We start from the raw sequence: 20,494 nt of genomic DNA, 5'->3' as shown, positions 1-20,494 counted from the left end.
ATTGGAGTTCAGAATTTGGAAACAAGTTCATCATATCGAACTTATTAGGAGGTTCATTCAATGGCAAATACAAGTATCATCCTCAGGGTAGAATTGACCAATGGACAAGTCACTTTCGGTGATGTAGCGGCGGCTATCAGCCGTGCCGGGGGGGATGTTACCTCCATCGACGTAATCCGCGTCGGCAAGGAAACGTCTGTCCGCGATATCACCGTCGACGTGCAGGATTCCGCCGAAGCGCAAGTGGTGGAAGGAATTAAGGAATTGGCGGGAACCAAGCTGATCAACGTATCCGACCGGACGTTCCTCGCCCATCTCGGAGGAAAAATCTCTGTTACTCCAAGCATGCCGATCAAAAACCGGGACGACTTGTCCCGCGTCTATACACCGGGTGTTGCGCGCGTGTGCACGGCGATTCATGAGAATCCGAACAAAGCGTACTCCCTTACAATTAAGCGTAACACGGTAGCAGTTATATCGGACGGAACCGCTGTACTGGGCCTTGGCGACATTGGCGCTTTGGCATCCGCACCGGTTATGGAAGGGAAGGCTATGCTGTTCAAGCAGCTGGCGGATGTCGATGCTTTCCCGATCTGCCTCGATACGAAGGATACGGAAGAAATTATTCGTACGATCAAGGCGATAAGCCCTGTGTTCGGAGGCATTAATCTGGAGGATATCAGCTCCCCCCGCTGCTTCGAGATTGAATCGAGACTGGAGAAGGAGCTCGACATTCCGGTATTCCACGATGACCAGCACGGAACCGCGGTAGTGATGATGGCAGGCTTGCTGAACGCGCTGAAAGTCGTAAACAAGCCGATCGAATCGATCCGCGTTGTAGTAAACGGCATTGGCGCTGCGGGAGTATCCGTCTGCAAAATGCTGCTTGCTGCAGGAGTCGGCCGCCTTGTACCTGTAGACCGTGACGGAGCGATTGTCCGCGGCGGAACTTACGAGCAGCCGATGTGGCAATGGCTTGCTCAGCAGCCGCAAGTGGAAGATACGCCGGGGACGCTGGATACGGTCATCCAAGGAGCGGACGTATTTATCGGCGTATCCCGTGCCGGACTGTTGAAGGTGCATCATGTTCAAGCGATGGCGGAAGACCCTATCGTGTTCGCCCTTGCCAATCCGCAGCCGGAGATCGATCCGGAAGTAGCTCAGCCGTACGTTCGAGTGATGGCGACAGGACGAAGCGACTTCCCGAACCAGATCAACAACGTGCTGTGCTTCCCGGGCATTTTCCGCGGAGCGCTGGATTGCCGGGCACGCCGGATCAACGAAGAGATGAAGCTCGCGGCTGCACGGGCTATCGCATCGGTAGTTACCGACGCCGAGCTGAACGAATCGTACATCATTCCGAGTATTTTTAACGATCAGGTCGTGAAAAACGTGCGCCATGCAGTGATTGAGGCTGCTATCGCAACGGACGTTGCCCGCCGTATTCCACCGGATTTCCGTTAAGAAACGGTCCCGGATACCGAATGCGGTATTACGGGTTCGCATGAAAGACATGTTCATAGCTGCTTACAATGGGATCGCCCTTAACGGGTCGGTCCCTTTTTTTATCATAGAAGCGCTCGGCTTTGAAAAGCCACAAATAGAGGTCTGCATATGTGAAGGGGAAGCGGCATGAACGGTAAGCGGAGCCGTTTTTAAAAAGTTGGATTTGGGAAACATTAATGTCCAAGAAAGGAAACATGCAGATGACATAAGGAGGAGTAAGGATGGTGGCTGTATATGCAGCAGGGCTGCTGCTTGGCGGACTGTTTCTTATCAACGGGATATTTTCCTATCAAGGCAAATATATCGAGCCTGTATTTTGGCCTACATTCTGGTATCAGCTGAAGCTGCTTCCATTAATATTCGCCGCTAACCTTATGATCGGCTTCGGTATTCAGAACGGTTACCGTGCGCTCGGCAATTTGACCATCACGCTGCTGATGTCCAAATGCTTGGAGATGCTGGTGTGCGTGGTGATCGGGTATATTTTTTTGAAAGAAATTCCGACATGGAAAACCTTCCTCGGCCTTGCCGTTATCGCTGGAGGCTTTCTGATCACGCGGTGGAAGTAAGACGGCTTTGATGCGTGAAACTAGACTGTCGACTGACGTTCGACTCCAGACTCTCAGATAGCCGAGTTACCCTCTGCTGAAGGGTCATTTTTTACGGGCTTGTACATAGGATGGTAAAGAGGCGTATACTTCTCAGTCCTATGGAGGTCCTATGAATGACATAGCCTTTAGTTGTCTTATCGCATCGTTATGCACGCTGCTCGGGGCTATTCCGGCGCTGCTGTTCAAGCATGTATCGCACCGGGGGCGCGACAGCTTGCTTGCCTATACTGCCGGCATTATGGTGGCTGCTTCCACCTACAGCCTCATACCATCCGCCTTGAAGCTGTCCAACTTGCCGGTGCTAACGATCGGGATATTGGCGGGAACCGCCGTCTTGACCGTCATGGAAAAGTGGATTCCGCACGCAGAGCCGTCCCATACTCCCAGAACGGACAGGATGAATGAGAAGTCGTTGTTTTTTCTCATTGCGATGGGGCTGCACAACCTGCCGGAAGGCTTGTCGGTCGGTGTCAGCTACGCAAGCGATCATCCGGATCTAGGTCCGCTCGTATCGTTTGCCATCGGCCTGCAAAATGTGCCGGAAGGGTTTCTTATCGCTCTGTTCCTCCTTTCTCATGGAGTCGGAAGATGGAAGGCGATCGCGTTCTCCTTCGGTACGGCGCTTGTGGAGCTGATAGCTTGCATGGCCGGCTATCATTTCACCTCCCGCGTCTCCGGGATCGTCCCGTACGGGCTTGCCTTTGCGGCGGGAGCGATGCTGTTCATCGTATACAAAGAGCTTATTCCCGAGAGTCACGGCGACGGGCATGAGAGACCTGCCACGTTCGCTTTTATCGCCGGTCTGCTGACAATGATCGCCTTGTCCCACAGCTTCAGGTGAAGAGACGGGTTTATGAGGAAGAAGGCTCTCCCGCACCATTGCGGAGGAGCCTTCTTTCTGTCGTTGTATTTCCTTGAGCCGTCCATTTCCATTGGAAGCTGCAATTACAGCATTAGACAGGCTGCGGGATATCGTTCCACGTCCGGCTGCCGCCGTTGAACTGCGGCAGCCAAGGGCTGAGCGCCTCGAACATGTCGTCGCACATGCGCCATACTTGCTCCGTCGTGCAGACGGCGGCCGTGAGAGGGTCGTGCAAAATCGCTTGCTTCACCAGCTCGCGATTGCCGGTCAGCGCCGCCTCGACAGCCATTTCCTGCACGCTGATGCTGGCTCGGCACGTGGCGGCGCAAGCCAACGGCAGCGCGCCGACGAAGGTCGGCTGTATTCCGTTGCGGTTGACGTAGCAAGGGATCTCAATCGTGCACTCGTCCGGCAGATTCGTGATCAAGCCGCGATTTTCGATATTGAAATGCCCCCGGTACACCCGTCCGGTCTCCAGCGCCTCCAAGATATACGATCCGTGCTCCTCGGAGCGTTCACCGAGCCGGATCGATTCAAGTTCGCCGTTCAACCACTTCGGATAGTTCTCCTTGTATTCATCTCCTCGGCTGAGGCAATGGTTCAGGTAGCCTCCGGTCTCCCCGCCGATCCATGTATCGGGATAAATCCACTTTGCTGTCTGTTCCGGCAGCTTGCGGTACCATGGTAAATATTCGCTTAAATGACCGTTCGACTCGGTAGAAAAATAACCGAAACGGCGAAGCACATCGATACGGCACGGCTCCTTGGCAGCGATATCCGTGTGCTTCTCCATCGCAGGGAGAATATCCTGCAGCACGCTGCGTCCCTTATGCGAGACTTGGACGAACCAGGTTTGATGATTGATGCCCGCAGCCGTATAATCGACCTCTGCCTTAGGCAGGCCGAGTGCCTTGGCGATCAGCGAATGGCTGTGCTGTACGCCGTGGCACAAGCCTACGACGCGGATGCCGCCGGCGCGGCGGACAGCCCACGTATTCATCGCCATCGGGTTCGAGTAGTTGAGCAGCAGCGCATTGGGCGCTGTCTCACGCATGTCGCGAGCGATGTCGAGTAGCACAGGGATCGTACGCAGCGCGAAGAAAACGCCGCCAGGTCCCAATGTATCGCCTACGCATTGGTCGACGCCGTAGCGGAGCGGGATTTCAATGTCGTGGCGAAACGCCTCAAGTCCGCCTACGCGGGCGGTACAGAACACGTAGTCCGCTCCGGCAATCGCTTCTCTCTGATTGGTCGTCGGAACAATCGTCGCCGGAAGCGAGTGGCTCTCGATCATATGGCGGCACAGATTCGTCGCCATTCGAAGGTTTTCCTCGTCAATATCCATGAAACGAAATTGCGCATTCCGAAATTCTTCAACAGCCAAAATATCCATTACGAGCCTGCGGGTAAAACCGATGCTTCCTGCGCCAATCATGGCGATTTTCAACATAATACAATACCCCTTTCGCTGAATGATCAAGGTACAGACGCGCCTGAGCTCCATTGACTTCCCTCTTGGACAGTTCCATAATAAAACATAAGGAAAAGGCTTACAATGATAACATATTTTCGAAAGGATGAGACTATATTGCTCATGCCTCATGAAATGTGCGAGCGTACGAGCTTCGGCTTCAAATATTTAAGCCCGGCGGAGCAGCCGATTCGGCTTATTAATATCGGGTGGGATCGGGTAACTTCCCCGGCCTATCGATGGAACGGGCTGGAAAGAGGCGGCGGGTTCGTTGTGTTTCAATATACGTTGGCGGGAAAAGGGCTGCTGAGAGATGGGGAGACAGTATGTCCGCTGACTAAAGATACCGGATTTATGACGGTCATTCCTAGCGATCAGGAGTACTACTTTCCGGAGGACGGCGAAGAGTGGGAGTTTCTATACATTGTCGTGAACGGGATGGATGCGTTGAACCATTTTAAAGCGATTGCGAAAACGACGGGACCGGTGCTGACGTTCCGCGATTATAAAGAGCCGCTTGTTCTGCTCAGCCGCCTGTATGCAGATGTATATCACGATCCGCAGCTGGATAAATATACGATATCGGCCCGGCTTTATGAGCTGCTGATGGCGCTTCACCGGTATGTAGAGGGGAGGGGGAGTGTCAAAGCGACTGAGGACATGCCCGCCGCGATTCGGGCCGCCATTAAATACATGAAGTCGCGGTACGCGCAGGACTTGTCCGTGGAGCAGATCGCCGAGGCGGCGGGGCTTAGCAAATATCATTTCTGCCGGCAGTTTTTGAAGAAAACCGGCCTCAAGCCGAATCAGTATTTGCGCAAAATCCGCATCGAGCAGGCCGCATGGCTGCTGCGGCATACGGACAAAACCGTGGAGGCGATTGCCAAAGAAGCCGGGTTTGAATATACGAACTACTTTATCAAAGTGTTTCGGACGTTTGTCGGGGCGACCCCGAACGAATACCGGCTGGGGAGAACGGCCGATCCGGTATATTTCTTGCGGATCGAGCAGTGATGGGCCTCTCCAGCGCGCGGCGAATCCGATTCGCGTGTTATGGCGTTTGGCAGAGACTAAGGAGAGGCGGTACAGGGGCCACGCAACCGGGTAGTCCGCCGCTGCCGTTCATGGGAGAAAGCCGGCTTGGCTTATAAACAAGCGGTCCTCGGGGAAGTGATGGCGGAGCTCGGCGACGACCCGCTGATACGCTTCGCGGTCGTACCAGTCGCTTAAGCCGAGCTGCTCGTAAATGCGGCGGATGCCGAGCCGCTCCGTGCGCTTCCCGAGGCTGCCGTCGCCCATGAAGAAGTCGTCGATGCATACGCGCCCGACGACTTCGGCCAACCGCGCAGCGAACCGCTGCGAGGACGGCAGCACCGGCGAGATCGCCGCCTGCGTATCAAGCCCCGCCGCGGTGAGCCGCTGCAAGGCCCCAAGCCGCGCCGCAATCGGAGGCGCAGCCGGGGTGAAGGCCCGCCGGACCGGCTCCAGGTCGGTCTCGACCGTCACGCTGATCCGGACGCGATCCTTCAGCCGGAGCAGCAAATCGATGTCGCGAGTCACGAGCGGACTGCGCGTCTGCACGAGCAGGAAGTCCGGCTGCTCGGCAACCATCGCTTCGAGCAAAGACCGGGTAAGCCGCTCGTTATACTCGGCGGGCTGGTATGGGTCTGTGCTCGAAGACATGAAGATCGTCACTCGTCCTTTGCGCTTTGCTTTGACGAGCTCCTTAGCGAGGATCGACGCCGCGCCTTCCTTGACGTCGACCCAGGTGCCCCACGGCTCGCCCCGGAACTTGGCGACGGGCATCTCGCGCACGTAGCAGTACGTGCAGGAAAAAGCGCAGCCGGTATACGGATTCAACGTATGGCTGTAGCCGGTCAAATAGCCGCTTGCCGGATTCAGCAGCGTTTTCGGCGTCTTATGCACGATGGTCGGTTTCATGGTTAGCATTCACCTCGGTCTCGTAGTAGAGCTTCTTCCGATCGAATTCCTGTTTGATTCCCTATTATACCAAACGCTGCCAGCGGAAGAAACGGGAATCGAGATGCTTCATGGCCATAATGAAAAAAGCCTACCGCGACCATGGGGCACGGAAGGCTTTTACGACAGAATTTTTAACCAGCTGCAGTCTCACTCGGGATCCTCGGGAGTCTCGAACACATCGTCGCTGCGGCCTACATCAATGATATGGCCTGTGACCGCATCCACCTTAACCTCCATAAGCCGTTCCTTCTTATCCTCGATCAGTACGTTGTACACGATCGTGCCGTCTTCAGTACCGAGCTCGATCTCCTGCACGATGCCCTGTACTTTTTGCATGGCGATGGCTATACACTGATCCTTCGTAATTTTCACCTGCTTCTCCAGCTCGGCCTGCTCCGCTTCATAGACGCCCGTCGCGCTGTCTTCAGGAGCAGCGTATACGGTATGAGAAGCGAGAGCAGCGGTATGTACCGTACTTCCTTCCACAGCCAGCAAAATCATCGCAGCCAGTAACCATTTGTTCTTCATCACGCATCCTCCTTGGGCTTGTTCAGCATGCAAAATGTTCCTTACCTGCAATAGGATACCCATAACTGTGAAGAACAATCGCAAGCGGGAGCGGGAGTATCGGCACGAAGGAGGGGGCGGCAGCGGCAGCATATCAAAAAAGACGGCTGCACACGGCAACCGTCTTAAAGTCATAGCTTATTAATCGGAGTGATGGTTAGTTGGCATAACTTCCGGAGAAGTCAGCTGATCATAGAAGTCGACGAATTTGTCTTTATTATCGCTGGCACGAAGAGCCATAGCCGAACGCGGATGCTCATTCAATACGCCTGCAATCATGTAAGGAATGATGTAGCCCCACTCCACTTTCTCGCGCATAGGGATCAAGTGTCTCTCGATCAGATCGAGTACAGGACGTACGTCGTATTTAGGGTTCTTCAAATGGCTGACGATCAGCTCCGTAGGGCAGTTGCCGGCAGCGCGGCCCATACCGTATACGGACGTATCCAGGAATTGAACCCCTTTGCTGGCTCCCATAATCGTATTGGAGAAAGCAAGCTGCATATTGTTGTGCATATGCAAGCCAAGCTGTTTCTCAGGAAGAAGACGCTGGAATTTGGCAACCAGGTAGTCGACGTCGCTGTAATCCATGCTTCCATAGGAGTCTACGATGTACACTACGTCAACCGGGCTTTTGTTAATTTCCACGAAAGCTTCGGTCAGCTCGTTCTCCATAACATGGGACAGCGCCATAATGTTGATGCTCGTTTCATAGCCGTAGCTGTTGAATTTGCGCACAAGCTCCAGAGCTTTGTCTACATCTTTGATGTAGGTCGCAACGCGGATCAGGTCAAGCTGGCTTTGCTCACGCGGCAAAATGTCGTTCTCGTCCACACGGCCGATATCTACAAGCGCCGAAAGCTTCGTATCGGTTTTGCGGTTGATAACCTCTTTCAAGAAGTCTTCGTTCAAAAAGCGCCATGGGCCAGCATCGGCACCTTTAAGCAGCTTGGCGGAGTTTTTATAGCCGATTTCCATATATTCTACGCCGGCTTCGCTTAAGCCCGCATACATGTCCTGTACCATTTTAACGCTAAAATCCCAATTGTTGACGAGGCCTCCGTCACGAATCGTGCAGTCCAAAATTTTGTGGTTCGTATCTCTTGTCATAGTCAGTGCTCCTTTTTCCTATATGGCAGTTTAACACATAGCCGGCACCCGTATCGGGTAAAAATGACTTTTCGGCTTTTAAGCTTTTTAGCTTTTAAGCGGTAAAGTGATATTTTCTATCCCTATCATTACACATCATTAAATACTTTGTCAATCATACCAAAACAAATTCATATTGACAAACATATTATGTTAACAATTTGGAAAAAATAGTCGATTTTTTTGCGATCGGTTAACGGTTGACCGACGGAAACGAACAGTGATAAAATATGGAAAAAATATTTGGAACATGGTTCAAAATATGGAACTAGTATATGGTGGAGGCATCCGGACCGATGGATAAAAAGTATTGGGTTCCCGCGCTGGAGAGAGCGCATGACGTTCTGCGCCTCATTGCCGGAGAGCCCGGACGGCTCCGGCTGAGCGACTTGTGCCAGCGAACCGCAATAAGCAAAAGCACGATGTTCTCCCTGCTGCAAACGATGGAGGAGCTGGGCTGGATCGAAAAGGACCGGGCGGATGCCTACGGGCTCGGCGGGTATCTCGGGTGGATCGGCAGCGTCTACTTCCAGCAGTTTGACGTGATTGAGCGTTTCAAACAAGAAGCGCCCGCGATTATGAATGAAATCGGCGAGTCGGTACAGCTCGCCCGATTGGAAGGCAGCGAGGTCGTCTATTTGGCCAAGGAAACTGCGCCCAATCCGGTCCGCGTCGTATCGGGGCCGGGCTCGCGTTTTCCGGCGCATGCCACGGGACTTGGCAAGTCCCTGCTGGCCGGGTTGAGCGAAGCCGATTGGGAGCGGCTGTATCCACCGGGCAGTCCGCTTCTCCAGCTGACGCCGTACACGCTAATGGCGCGCGAGGAGCTGAGGCGCCAGGTGGAGCAGGCGAAGCGGGACGGCTTCGCCTGCGACGAGCAGGAGGCGGTGATGGGCTTCTGCTGCGTCGCTGCGCCGATCGTGCAGCGGGGAGGCGACATCACCGGCGCCATCAGCATCTCGATGCCGCTCCACGAGTGGGAGCGGAAGAAGCAGGCGGCGATCGGACTAGCCTCTCTGCTGGCCGGAAAGCTGACTTATGGAGGCCAGTAGAGCTTGAGGCCGCGGCCGAGTCGTATACCGTTAATGATTCGGATTGTAAATCATTATGAGGGTGAAGGAAAGAGGCGACAGCGGATGCTGAAGTACAATTTATGCTTTATTCGTAAAGGCTCGCAGCTGCTGATGCTGAACCGTCATAAAGCGCCTCTGCTCGGCATGTGGAACGGCGTAGGCGGCAAGCTGGAGCCTGGGGAAACGCCGTATGACAGCGTGCTGCGGGAAGTGTACGAGGAGACCGGCATTGCGCTTACGGAAGCCCGGTACGGAGGGATTGTGACCTGGGAGGTCGACGGGAAGCCTACGAACGGCATGTATGTTTATACGGCGGAGCTGCCGGCAAAGTATGCCTCCGCTTATGAGACGCCGGCCGAGACGGAGGAAGGGATTCTGGCCTGGAGGCCTGTAGAATGGATTGTTCATCCGGACAATCAGGGCGTGGCGAAGCATGTAAGGCACTTTTTGCCGCCGATGCTAGCTCAGGCTCCATGCAGCGAATACCGCTGCGTCTTTCGCAACGGGCGGCTCATTAGCTGTACGCCGCTGCCTTTAGAGGCTCTGTACGCGGTCTCCGCAAGCGGAGGAATGGACGCGCAACCATGAAAACAGCAGCACTGGACCCGTGTTCGATGAACCGGCCGAATCGGCCGATTTATTAAACACGGGTTATTTCTCGTGGCATAGAAAAAAGCCGTCCTCGCGGTTCATGAAGAACCCGTCAGGACAGCTTCGAGTACCGGCAGCCGATGGAGTGGCTAAGGCACTTTGATAATCGATATCGTGCCGATTACTGGCAAAGGCTTCATTTGGCCGTTTACGGCTTGTATAATGCCGATAATCGCCAGCGCCAGCGTCGCCAGATTGGCGATAGGCAGTAAAATCCAGCCGATAAACGGAATGAGGCCGAGAACGATGTTGCATACAATTCCGAGAAGAAGCAGGATAAGGCCCTGATTCGCATGATACATGGCGAACCTGGATTGCTTGGCGGCAATGAGCGGAAGGAAAAATAGTATGTATGAGGCTGCGGCAATCCATTTATTTTCGTTGACGTCGGCTTCTGTAGCCTGGACGGGATTGCGCCCGTCGTCGGTTTGGGTCATTTTTATTCACCCCTTTCCTTCCCGGACCTTGGTTTAGCTGTAACCAGTGTATGCGCAGTCTTCGGACCGTATGTCTTCCTTTTTGGGACAGGAATAATATGGCGAAACCCTGGGAATTATAGAGCAGACCATTTCATTATACAACGAAAGGAACGAATCCGCATGACCGGTGCACCGATCTTTTTTGAATTCGAGAATGAACAATCGGCTAGGCTTGCCATGGACATGCTAGAGGAGCTGGGCTATCCGACCGGTATGCATAGCGAAATGAAGCGCCCTACCCTGCATATCAAGGTGGAACGCAACGATTTGACGTCCGCACTTGAAATTGCCCAAGCCCACGGAGGGCTGCTGAAGGAAATTCCGGGACTCGCAACAGAGAGCGATACGTACGCTATGGCTTACAATGAAGCAGACTTTATTGCCATTCCCGCCCATGTGGTGAATGAGGATTGGAATGAGCAATACGCAACCAGCTCCGCTTCGATTCCCGGAGTGGGAGCGGGGGAATCCGACTTCGGTAACGGAGCCGAAGTATTCGATCCGTCGGATGACGATTACAATCATTTTGACGCCGGCGTACGGTTATAACCGTTGCAAGCGGCCGGCTGGTGACAGGACAGGGCAGCGGTGAACCGCAGGCATGCGGGACCGCTGTTTCTTTTTACCCTAATTCCTCCGCTGCGGCAGCTGTTTGCTTCGATGAAGCCGATGTGGACCGGCAGCCACTTTTTTTGACCGGGAGAAAAAGATTTGCCTTGTAAAACAATGTTGTTCCGTCCCTATTTTTCGTTGCGAGGAAAACACTGTTTCTCTAGACCCACACGAGGTTCGTTTGTTATGATGAGGTTCGATTTGAAATCATGCATGTTGATACATGGATTTGGAGGAGAGCCGAGTGGTAGACACATACGATAATCTGAAGCAGGGTGAAAAAGGCGCATGGGTCAGTATCATCGCTTATATCATATTGTCTGCTTTCAAAATCAGCATGGGCTATTTCACGGGTTCAGAAGCGTTAACCGCAGACGGTATTAACAATACGACCGATATTATTGTATCGCTCGCCGTGCTCATAGGCTTGCGCATAGCCAGGAAGCCGCCGGATCAGGACCATCCTTACGGTCATATGAGGGCAGAAACCATCGCATCGCTGGTCGCTTCGTTCATTATGTTCGCGGCGGGGATTCAGGTCATTATCCAGGCTGCCCAGAGCTTGATGTCCGGCGAGAGACATGCCCCGGATATGCTGGCCGCATGGATCGCGCTTCTGTGCGCCGCCTGCATGTGGGGCGTTTACTTATACAACAGCCGTCTGGCACAGCGTATCAACAGCCAATCGCTGATGGCGGCCGCCCACGATAACCGCTCGGATGCTTTGGTCAGCATCGGTGCCGCGGTAGGTATTTTCGGTTCGCGGTTGGGACTGCCTATCCTGGACGCGGTCGCTGCATTTGCCGTAGGCATCGTTATTTGCAAAACGGCGTGGGATATTTTTTCGGAATCGACTCATGCGCTGACGGACGGCTTCGACGAGCAGAAACTGAAGACGTTCCAGCAGACGGTCGGGGATACGCCCGGAGTCAAGAGAATTAAAGATATTCGCGCCCGGGTACACGGCAGCAGCGTACTGCTGGATGTGGTGGTCGAAGTGAGCGCAGAGCTTAGCGTGGAGCAAAGCCACGATATTAGCGACGAGATCGAACGGCGCATGCATACCAAGCATCATATCGAAAATGTGCATGTGCATGTGGAGCCTTACACCGGCAGCCGCTAATGTGAGTCATTCGGAATGCGGTTTATTCATGAGATGTAACGTAACGCTTTAAAGTGTAAAGTGCCGTCTGCCATTGCCGGAAGGCAGCATAGTAGTGCGGGGGACGTTCGTTAGCGAGGCTATGGCAAGCTGCAGAGAACGGGGCATGGAATTTCCTCATAAAATCGGATAACGGTAAGACCCAAAGAAACGGCGTAGGCTCCTTCCCAATCGGTGAGGAATCGACACCGTTTTTTTATTGTTGAATCACTTTTATGGAGCCGGAGCGGTTGCCACCGTTGCAGACCCTACGAGCTTCAAAGGAATGGTTCACGATGGCCCGGTTTTCATAGGTTTTATCAGATTTTAGCGGCATGAACTGCTGAGAAGATACAAATTTTTTTGTTTAAGAGCAGAAGTCACCCTCAAAAAAAATGCAGCCGGCGCCGAATATAACTAGCAGCACTACAAATTGCATCCTGGAGGGATCATTAATGAACAAAGTTTTATTAGCAACGGCATCCGGAGTATTGGCAACAAGTCTTTTTGCAGGGGCGGCGCTGGCCAAATCGGATAACGGTAACGGTGCAGAGAAAAAAGCGGAAGCGGCAGTGAAAGTGGAAGCTTCTGTGGATACCAAAGCGAATAAAAACGTTGAGAAGACTTCTCAAGACACTGTAACAGACAATACATACGGCAGTACAGGGCATCAAGGATTTAAAGGACTATTGAACGCTATTGAGAACGTGAAGGACAAGCCTGCAGGTGCGGTTATTGCCGATTTGCTGTTGACCAAATACGATGGAAGGCTAACGGCCGAGCAAAAGGCGGAGCTGGAAGCGATTAAGGAGAAGGACGAGGCGCTGTCCGCCGTAGCGGATTTGCTTGAGCAGCAAGGCAGCGTGACCGATGCGGTCTATGTTCAGAAGGATGCGATCAAAGCCAACATCAAAAATATCAATTCCTATAAAAAGCTCGGCAAGCTGTACGACAAATTGGGCAAAAAGGGAGTCAAGCTGTACGTGAACGGGGAAGAGCCTTCCTTTGAAGTCGCACCTTTTATCCGCGACGGCAATACTTTGGTTCCGTTCCGCGCCATCTCCGAGGCTTTGAAAGCGGATGTTGCATGGAATGAGGAAGAGCGTTCCGTTACCGTTACGCGCGACGGCATCTCTGTGAAATTGTATATCGGCAGCACGACGGCCTATGTGGACGGAAAAGAAGTAACGCTTGAAGTACCGGCTGCAATTGCCGACGGCAGCACGGTAGTGCCTGTACGTTTTGTAAGTGAAGCTTTGAAAGCTGCGGTAAACTGGGAGCCAGAAACCTCCTCCGTTATCATTAATGAAGAATAGTTTGTTATAAAAAGGATGTCAAAAGTCAGAGAGTCCGCCGTTAGAGACGGCTCCTCTGGCTTTTTTCTTTTTCCGGTGGGGCTGTCTTTAATAAAGTCTAACTTTGTGCAATAAAATGCTAGGCTGCTTATGCCGATCACTGGCAGTTCGGATAGCCGTGCATAAAATTCCAATTGCGTACAAATGAAAAAGATAGTATCAATAAAGCAAGTGAATTTGAGAAATGAGGCGGATTACAGTGTTGAGAATGATCTATCGCTCCCAGCTGAGGGAAGGGCAGGAAGAAGCGGGCTTAAAGACGATGACCAGCGGACAAGCAGCCCGAAGGCTCGTGGAGGAAGGGAAGCTCATGACGATCGCCGGCTTCCGGTGGAATCGGGAGCTTTTTCTGTACTACGAATGTATGGACGGTGCAATCCATCCGGATGAAATGTTCGGCGATTTGGCGCCGTTGTTGGAGGATTGGCCGGGGCATGCGGACAAAAGGCAGTGGATTCCGATGGTCGATGTGTTTCACTTCAACGAGCCGGTCAGCCGGGAGCATTGGATCCGGAAAGCGCCGGTGGAACGCAGAGCGGGGCGCATTGCTCATTTGAAGCCGGAGATGATGGCGAGCTACATTTATTACCATTATCAGCTTCAGGAGGAGCGGGCGTTTCTTGGTGATAAGTACGAGATTATCGCCATGCACGAAAATTTGCTGTTCGGCTATCAGGAGTTTCCGAAAGTCATCGAGGAGCCGGCAGCGCCGAGAAAGCTGACTACGTCCGGCACACCGGAGAATTGGAACGATTCGCGCATGGACCTGCACTTCCAGCCTTGGGAGGACGGACATTTGTATTTCAAGCACATCGAGCTTGTATTCGAGCATTATTGCGGCGATGAGCATAACGAACGACTATAGGGAGAGATGATGGAATGAATGTGAATATTCGCGATTTTGGCGCCATAGGGGACGGCGAAACCAAAGACACGGCAAGCATTCAAGCGGCGATAGACTACTGCGCGCAGCAAGGCGGCGGGCGAGTGGTCGTCCCTCATGGCAACTATTTATCCGGAACGGTGCTGCTTCGCTCCAACGTCGATCTGCACTTGGAGGCATCGGCACGCATCGTAAGCAGCATGGAGGAGCGGGATTTTGTTGCCCCGCCGACAGCAGGGGACCGTGAGGCTTTTCTCAGCGAAGGACAAGGGAAAAGCGCACTGATCTGCGCACGTCATGCTCAGAAGGTTTCGATCACGGGTCTTGGTACAATCGACGGGCGGGGAGAGCACTTCCTGGAACCCGAGGATGGCGTGAGCGACCATGTGCTGCTTCCGCTCGGGGGATTCAGACCGAAGCTTATCGATTTCGAGGGCTGTACGGATGTGCTGTTCCGGGATGTCACTCTGTATCGCGCATCGTCGTGGGGGCTTCATATGACAGGCTGCAGCCGTGTTAACATTAACGGCATTAAAATATTGGGCCAGCAGCGAGGGCCGAATAATGACGGGATTGACCCGGATTGCTGCAAGGACGTGCATATCTCGGACTGCCATATCGAGACCGGCGACGACTGTATCGTTGTCAAAACGACGAAGCAGGGTGCGGAGCGATACGGCTCCTGCGAGAACATTACCGTGACGAATTGTACGCTGGTAACACATGATTCCGCTGTCAAAATCGGCACGGAAACCCATGCGGATATTCGTAATATCGTCGTGCAAAACTGTGTCATCCGCAACTCCAACCGCGGTCTCGGCATTTGGGTCCGTGACGGCGCGACGGTGGAAAACATCCTCTTTTCGAACATCATCATCGAAACAAGACTGTTCAGCAATGCGGAGGAGCCGTCTCGTGAGCTTCGCTGGTGGGGCAAGGGCGAGCCGATCTTCATCACGGCCGAGCGGCGTAACGGCTCGGAGCAGCCTCCGGGCAAAATCCGCAATATCCGCTACGAGCATATATTGACGGAAGCCGAGGGCGGCGTTTATATCGAAGGCTCGGAAGAGAGTGTCGTCGAAAATATTTCGATCCGCGGGCTTCGTCATACGATGCGGCGCAAGAGCGGGTATCCGGGCGGCCTGTTCGATACGCAGCCGTCGGCGCGCGGTGTGTTTGCCCACCATATCCCGGCGGTATTTTGCCGCCATGCGAAGAACGTGTCGCTCGACGGCGTCGAGGTCGTCTGGGAGGGCGAGCCTAACGATCATTGGTCGAACGCCCTATATGGCGAGCATATCGAGCAGCTGGCGATAAAAGGACTCCGAGGCAAGGCAGCCCCGGCTGGAGTCAGCGCAGTGGAGCTGAAGGACGTGCAAGGCCTTGCCGTGCAAGGCTGCAAGGCTGAGGAAGGAACGGATGCTTTCCTGGCGCTGGAGCGTGTTGATGCCGACGGGATGTTCGTGGTCGGCAACGATTTTTCCAAGGCGAAGACGGCGGTTCGATTCGCCGACGGGACGAGCCCCGAGTTTTATTCGGCGGCGAACCGGATGCCGAAGTAGTTGTGATAGAAGCTAAAGCCGGCGCAGCAGGCTATAGCAGGGCACACCCCATAGGTTGTAATGGGGTGTGCTTTTTTTGTCGGGGTGGCTTGATGATAAGCTTCGTTATCTACGAGGGTTTCGTTCGGGTTTTCTGCGACAAGTGTACTGTAGGCAGGCGAGGGTGGGCAGGATTGTTGATCCGATATGAAAACAAGTTGGAGTAACGAATGAAAGTCAGGGTGATAGTGGCGGTAGGAGTAACAAGTGAGGGTTAGAGTAGCGTTGGCTATAGGGAGAACAGATGAAAGTTGGTGTGATAGTGGCGGCGATAGGAGTAGCAATTGAGAGCTGGAGTAACGTTGGGCGGTAGGGGAAACAGATGAGTGAGCTGGAATGATAGTGCAGGTAAGAGTAATAAGTGAGGGATGGAGTAATGTTGGCTGTAGGGGAAACTGATGAAAGCTTAGTGGTGGTAGGAGTAACAAGTGAGGGATAGTGTGACATCGGCGGTAGGAGTAACAAATGAGAGCTGGAGTGATATTGGCGCTAGGTGTGACAAATGAGGGAGGAGTGGCATTGGCGGTAAGAGTAACAACTGAGGAATGGGTAAGCACGGGTCCTTACTCTGTAGAACGTGCTGGTGTGGATACCTTGGCGGTATTTGGGAAGAGGAGAGTGGCGGCGTGCTATGATGCTGGTTAACGAACGGATCGGACAGGAGATCCGTTATTGCCTTCAATTTGTGCTTTTTCGGGCATGGATCGGACTCAGGATCCGTTATTTTCGTTTTTTGGCACGTTGAGGGGCCTGATTGGGCCAAATAACGGAACCACGGTCCGATAGCTATCGAAAAAGCAGCAATTTTGAAACAATAACGGAACCACGGTCCGTTAGGGTGGACGAGAGGCGGCTCGTCCAAGCCTCCCGCCCCGCCGTCGCGCTGCTGCTGTTGCTGCTGCTGTCGCTACCGCCGTCGCTACCGCCGTCGCTACCGCCGTCGCTGCTGCTGTCGCTGCTGCAGTCGCTGCTGCAGTCGCCGCCTCGTCGCAGCCGCCGTCGCTGTCGTTGCCGCAGTCGCTGCTGCTGTTGCCGCAGTCGCTGCTGCTGTCGCTGCTGCTGTCGCTGCTGCTGTCGCTGCTGCTGTCGCAGCTGCTGTCGCAGCCGCCGTCGCTACCGCAGTCGCTGTCGCAGCCGCAATCGCCGTCGCAGTCGCAGCCGCAATCGCCGTCGCAGTCGCAGCCGCAATCGCCGTCGCAGTCGCAGTCGCAGCCGCAGCCGCAGCCGCAACGCACCTGCCGCCCCGCTACCGCCGCGTCGCAATCCCGCATCCATAGGGGATGCGCCTTTTTTCGCGCGTTTTGCTTGTCGAAAACTCAAGCCTCCGCCGGAGCTTAGCGAACCGGCTACATCTCCGCTGCGTTCATCCCTGCCGTATAGCCGGAGGTGAACGCCGCTGTGATATTATAGCCCCCGGTGTATCCGTGAACATCAAGGATTTCCCCGCAAAAGAACAAGCCGGGCATCAGCTTGGACTGCATCGTTTTCGGATCGATTTCCTTCAGGTTCACACCGCCTCCGGTAACGAAAGCTTCCTCAATGGACAGCGTGCCGTTAACCTCGATCGGAAAAGCCTTGAGCAGCTTGGCGAGCTCCATCCAAGGCTGCTTAGGAATGTTGTCGTACGTAATATCGCCCGACACCCCCGCTTTATCGAGAACGATCGGGAGGAGCCGTTCGGAAACGGCGGTCTTTAGGACGTTTTTCACCTGCTTTTTGGGATCGGCCTTCCCCAAGGATAACGTATATTGATACACCTCATCGGCGCTTTGCTCCGGGAACAGATCGATCGTCATGCGGATGGTCGGAGCGCCGGATTGCTTCAGTGCTTTGACTACGAATTGGCTGCATCGCAGGACAGTCGGACCCGATATGCCGAAATGAGTGAAGATCATATCGCCTTCATGCTCGATCAGCTTTTTCCCCTTCGGGTTCCAGACCGATAGCGTAATATCGCGCAGTGACAGCCCTTGCAGCTCCTTGCTGCGGATAAACGGCTCCTTCGACGTAATAGGCACCTCGGTCGGATACAGCTCCGTTATCGTATGACCCGCGCTTTCAGCCCATGCGTAACCGTCGCCGGTGGAGCCGGTATGCGGCACGGACTTGCCTCCCGTAGCGATAATGACCGCAGCCGCATCGATGCGGCGGCCATCCCTTAGCTCGACGCCAGCAACGCGGTCATCCCGGTACAGTACTCGGGCTACCGGGCTGTTGACGCGAATGTCGACGCCAAGGCTGCGGACTTTGCCGACAAGCGCATCGACCACGGTCTTCGCTTTGTCGGAGACGGGAAACATGCGGCCGCGGTCTTCCTCCTTAAGCCGGATACCCAGTCCTTCAAAGAAAGCGATGATGTCCTTGTTGCTGAAATTCGCGAAGGCACTGTACAGAAATCTCCCGTTGCCGGGAATATGCCGGATCAGCTCATCCAGCTCTTTGGCATTCGTTACGTTGCAGCGGCCGCCTCCTGAGATGCCGAGCTTGCGCCCCAGCTTATCTCCTTTATCTATGAGAAGCACTTTGCCGCCGTGGGAAGCCGCGGCAATACAAGACATAAGGCCGGACGGTCCTCCCCCGATGACGATAACATCATAAGACATAGTCGTTCAAAGCTCCTTGAATGAGTAGTGGAATTAACATTTATTGTACGCTTTTTCCCTAACAAAGCAAAGACGGCAAGGTCTGCTCATTTTTTCGGTCGAGCAATACTTATACTGCTGCAATAAGCGGAACGATCGGCTCGACATCTGCTTGTGTTACCGGATGTCGAATTGCATAGATATCCCACTTTATCCAGTATTACCACGGGGTTTTCTATCCAGATGATAGCCATAATAATTTTTACTATGGCGTTGGGGGCGAGAGCATGGGCAAGGAGGGGAGAACCAAGCGCTGGCCGCTTATTGCCGGCGGTGCGGTCATTGTATCTGCAGTAGGCATTATTTGCTTTAGCGCCACGTCAGATCAGTGGAAGCTTGAACGTTCGGCGGCTTTAAACGCAGCAGGCGTAGGGGGGCACCAGGCAGCAGCCATGAAGAATCGGGGTGCCAGTGTCGAGAAAGAGGCAGAAGCGGAGGAAGAGCGGGTTACGTCCCAGTTTTCTTTGAATCACCGCTTCGGCTACAGCCAGCCAAGCTTCGATTCAAAACGGATCACGCGGCAGTACACAATCCGGCAGGGCAAAGTAGCGTATTTGACATTTTACGACGGCCCTTCGCGAAGCACGGAGTCCATTTTACATATTTTAAGTAAATACGCGGTGCCCGCGACCTTTTTCGTTACAGGCAAAACATCGGAGGAGAACATCAAGCAGCTAAAGCTTATTGCAGAAAAAGGCCATGCGATCGGCAACCATACCTTTTCCCACGATTACTCGCGAATTTATGCTTCCGTGCAGGCGTTTAAAGCCGATATGGAGAAGCTGAACCGTTTTCTGAAGGCGGAGGTGGGAGTAAGTCCGGATATCATCCGGTTTCCCGGAGGGTCGAATAATCGGTTAAGCTGGAAGACAGGCGGTCGAAGCGTGATGAAAGCTATTGCCCGGGAAATGTCGAATAATGGATATTCATACTTTGACTGGAATGTGAGCTCGACAGACGCCGCCGCGGCTGTACAGCCCAAAGAAGATATTGTCCAGGCGGTAAAGAGCAACAGCGCGGGAAAGGACAAGATTATCGTCCTGATGCACGATATGGACCGGAAAACAACGACGGTTGAAGCGCTTCCGGAAGTTATAGAGTACTTGAAGGATCAGGGATACCGTTTCGATAGGCTTCATAAGGATTCATTCAAGTTCCAATTTTTGAAGCTTTGAGTTAATTTCATGCGGGTACGCATAATAACGGGGAAGGGAGCGATAACGATGAAAACGAAGAAAACAACAGGCTCGAAGGAACAGGAGATGCAATCCACGCAAAATAAACGGCAAGCCGACAACAATTCGGATGCTGCCGGATACGACAAAAAATTGGACGGCCCTAACCGTCCGTCGGTATAAGATACAACATTGCAAGGAAGGAGCGATCATAAATGGCTGATAAAGACAACGGAGACAAAGCCCGCCCGGCTGCCGCCCTGTCCAAAGACAACAGTGAGCTGGATCCGTTTGAAATCAACTTTTTGTCGCAGTTTTTGGAAGGCAGAGGCCCTAGAGATCCGTTTGTTAATTCGCAAGGAGTTGTGATCGGCGATCACGACTATGAGTCTGCCAACTCTCCTTTGGAAAACTGGTCGAAAAACACGGATCCGGCCGTCATGTCTGGCGACGAATGGGTCCATCCGTTCAAGGACGTCGGGTTCCACTCACCCGAAAACAAGGATTATTTCGAAAAGGGCATCGTACCGCAAACCGGCAATTTCATGCATGCGGACAAAAATGTGGCCTATCAGGCTTACAACGGCCAGCTAAGCGATCAGGAAGACGACCGTCCGGAAGAAGGAAATCCGTCCTGAGCCACTTCAAGCAGTTGCATAAAAGGGAAAACAGGTACTTTGCTTTCATTCCTTACCGATGTATAATAAAACATATGATAGTTTGTAAACCCTTA

General features: G+C 53.5%; 21 protein-coding genes. 14 read left to right on the top strand and 7 right to left on the bottom strand.

Annotated elements, in window-relative coordinates:
• The first annotated feature begins 60 nt into the window (after positions 1-60).
• From DVH26_RS34820 to DVH26_RS34810, 3 genes are all read left to right on the top strand, one after another.
• A complete protein-coding gene (locus DVH26_RS34820) occupies positions 61-1,464 on the top strand; it encodes an NAD-dependent malic enzyme (RefSeq protein WP_239630172.1) in 1,404 nt (467 codons plus the stop codon).
• A gap of 263 nt (positions 1,465-1,727) precedes the next feature.
• Positions 1,728-2,075: a hypothetical protein gene (locus DVH26_RS34815; RefSeq protein ID WP_239630171.1), complete on the top strand. Its 348-nt coding sequence runs from the start codon at positions 1,728-1,730 to the stop codon at positions 2,073-2,075.
• A gap of 151 nt (positions 2,076-2,226) precedes the next feature.
• Positions 2,227-2,958 (top strand): ZIP family metal transporter, encoded by a 732-nt coding sequence (locus DVH26_RS34810; RefSeq protein WP_239630170.1) that lies wholly within the window; start codon positions 2,227-2,229, stop codon positions 2,956-2,958.
• Positions 2,959-3,070: 112 nt separating this feature from the next.
• On the opposite strand, the gene melA is transcribed toward DVH26_RS34810, so the two are convergent.
• Positions 3,071-4,429, bottom strand: a complete 1,359-nt coding sequence (melA, locus tag DVH26_RS34805) for an alpha-glucosidase/alpha-galactosidase (RefSeq protein WP_239630169.1) — start codon at positions 4,427-4,429, stop codon at positions 3,071-3,073.
• A 105-nt stretch (positions 4,430-4,534) separates the two neighbouring features.
• On the opposite strand from melA, the gene DVH26_RS34800 reads away from it, so the two are divergent.
• Positions 4,535-5,464, top strand: a complete 930-nt coding sequence (locus tag DVH26_RS34800; protein ID WP_239630168.1) for a helix-turn-helix domain-containing protein — start codon at positions 4,535-4,537, stop codon at positions 5,462-5,464.
• Positions 5,465-5,572: 108 nt separating this feature from the next.
• Here DVH26_RS34800 and DVH26_RS34795 read toward each other — a convergent pair whose 3' ends face one another.
• The 3 genes from DVH26_RS34795 to DVH26_RS34785 all read right to left on the bottom strand — a co-directional run bounded on the left by DVH26_RS34795 (position 5,573) and on the right by DVH26_RS34785 (position 8,110).
• The gene (locus DVH26_RS34795; RefSeq protein WP_239630167.1) at positions 5,573-6,391 is read right to left on the bottom strand and encodes an SPL family radical SAM protein; all 819 of its coding nucleotides are present in this window, start codon (positions 6,389-6,391) and stop codon (positions 5,573-5,575) included.
• 189 nt (positions 6,392-6,580) lie between these two features.
• The gene (locus tag DVH26_RS34790) at positions 6,581-6,961 is read right to left on the bottom strand and encodes a PepSY domain-containing protein (RefSeq protein WP_239630166.1); all 381 of its coding nucleotides are present in this window, start codon (positions 6,959-6,961) and stop codon (positions 6,581-6,583) included.
• A 180-nt stretch (positions 6,962-7,141) separates the two neighbouring features.
• Positions 7,142-8,110, bottom strand: a complete 969-nt coding sequence (locus DVH26_RS34785) for an aldolase catalytic domain-containing protein (RefSeq protein WP_239630165.1) — start codon at positions 8,108-8,110, stop codon at positions 7,142-7,144.
• A gap of 335 nt (positions 8,111-8,445) precedes the next feature.
• On the opposite strand from DVH26_RS34785, the gene DVH26_RS34780 reads away from it, so the two are divergent.
• Positions 8,446-9,201 carry an IclR family transcriptional regulator gene (locus tag DVH26_RS34780; protein ID WP_239630164.1) on the top strand — a complete coding sequence of 252 codons (756 nt, stop codon included), beginning with the start codon at positions 8,446-8,448 and terminating at the stop codon, positions 9,199-9,201.
• Positions 9,202-9,285: 84 nt separating this feature from the next.
• Positions 9,286-9,810 carry an NUDIX hydrolase gene (locus tag DVH26_RS34775; protein WP_239630163.1) on the top strand — a complete coding sequence of 175 codons (525 nt, stop codon included), beginning with the start codon at positions 9,286-9,288 and terminating at the stop codon, positions 9,808-9,810.
• A 152-nt stretch (positions 9,811-9,962) separates the two neighbouring features.
• Here the strand turns inward: DVH26_RS34775 and DVH26_RS34770 are convergent, their stop codons facing one another.
• Positions 9,963-10,310, bottom strand: a complete 348-nt coding sequence (locus DVH26_RS34770) for a DUF4870 domain-containing protein (RefSeq protein WP_239630162.1) — start codon at positions 10,308-10,310, stop codon at positions 9,963-9,965.
• Between the two features lie 162 nt (positions 10,311-10,472).
• Between DVH26_RS34770 and DVH26_RS34765 the strand changes: the two genes are divergently transcribed.
• The 5 genes from DVH26_RS34765 (at position 10,473) to DVH26_RS34745 (ending at position 15,905) form a co-directional block, all read left to right on the top strand.
• Positions 10,473-10,901: a hypothetical protein gene (locus tag DVH26_RS34765; protein WP_239630161.1), complete on the top strand. Its 429-nt coding sequence runs from the start codon at positions 10,473-10,475 to the stop codon at positions 10,899-10,901.
• 307 nt (positions 10,902-11,208) lie between these two features.
• Positions 11,209-12,087: a cation diffusion facilitator family transporter gene (locus DVH26_RS34760; protein ID WP_239630160.1), complete on the top strand. Its 879-nt coding sequence runs from the start codon at positions 11,209-11,211 to the stop codon at positions 12,085-12,087.
• A 473-nt stretch (positions 12,088-12,560) separates the two neighbouring features.
• Positions 12,561-13,421 carry a copper amine oxidase N-terminal domain-containing protein gene (locus tag DVH26_RS34755; RefSeq protein ID WP_239630159.1) on the top strand — a complete coding sequence of 287 codons (861 nt, stop codon included), beginning with the start codon at positions 12,561-12,563 and terminating at the stop codon, positions 13,419-13,421.
• Positions 13,422-13,668: 247 nt separating this feature from the next.
• The gene (locus DVH26_RS34750) at positions 13,669-14,325 is read left to right on the top strand and encodes a hypothetical protein (protein WP_239635590.1); all 657 of its coding nucleotides are present in this window, start codon (positions 13,669-13,671) and stop codon (positions 14,323-14,325) included.
• Between the two features lie 14 nt (positions 14,326-14,339).
• The gene (locus DVH26_RS34745; RefSeq protein ID WP_239630158.1) at positions 14,340-15,905 is read left to right on the top strand and encodes a glycoside hydrolase family 28 protein; all 1,566 of its coding nucleotides are present in this window, start codon (positions 14,340-14,342) and stop codon (positions 15,903-15,905) included.
• A gap of 872 nt (positions 15,906-16,777) precedes the next feature.
• Here the strand turns inward: DVH26_RS34745 and DVH26_RS34740 are convergent.
• Together DVH26_RS34740 and DVH26_RS34735 are read right to left on the bottom strand one after the other, a co-directional pair.
• Complete coding sequence (locus DVH26_RS34740) at positions 16,778-17,179, bottom strand: hypothetical protein (RefSeq protein WP_239630157.1); 402 nt, start codon at positions 17,177-17,179, stop codon at positions 16,778-16,780.
• A gap of 111 nt (positions 17,180-17,290) precedes the next feature.
• A complete protein-coding gene (locus DVH26_RS34735; RefSeq protein WP_239630156.1) occupies positions 17,291-18,547 on the bottom strand; it encodes a BaiN/RdsA family NAD(P)/FAD-dependent oxidoreductase in 1,257 nt (418 codons plus the stop codon).
• Positions 18,548-18,813: 266 nt separating this feature from the next.
• Here DVH26_RS34735 and DVH26_RS34730 point away from each other — a divergent pair, with 266 nt between their 5' ends.
• The 3 genes from DVH26_RS34730 to DVH26_RS34725 are packed head-to-tail and all read left to right on the top strand — an operon-like array spanning position 18,814 to position 20,399.
• The gene (locus DVH26_RS34730; protein WP_239630155.1) at positions 18,814-19,761 is read left to right on the top strand and encodes a polysaccharide deacetylase family protein; all 948 of its coding nucleotides are present in this window, start codon (positions 18,814-18,816) and stop codon (positions 19,759-19,761) included.
• A 48-nt stretch (positions 19,762-19,809) separates the two neighbouring features.
• Positions 19,810-19,944, top strand: a complete 135-nt coding sequence (locus DVH26_RS37135) for a hypothetical protein (RefSeq protein ID WP_275590441.1) — start codon at positions 19,810-19,812, stop codon at positions 19,942-19,944.
• A 32-nt stretch (positions 19,945-19,976) separates the two neighbouring features.
• Positions 19,977-20,399, top strand: coding sequence for a DUF3905 domain-containing protein (locus DVH26_RS34725; RefSeq protein ID WP_239630154.1), 423 nt, complete (start codon positions 19,977-19,979; stop codon positions 20,397-20,399).
• Positions 20,400-20,494: the final 95 nt, after the last annotated feature.

It is taken from the genome of Paenibacillus sp. H1-7, from assembly GCF_022354825.1.
GTDB lineage: Bacteria > Bacillota > Bacilli > Paenibacillales > NBRC-103111 > Paenibacillus_S.
This window is presented reverse-complemented; position numbering and strand designations above follow the sequence as displayed.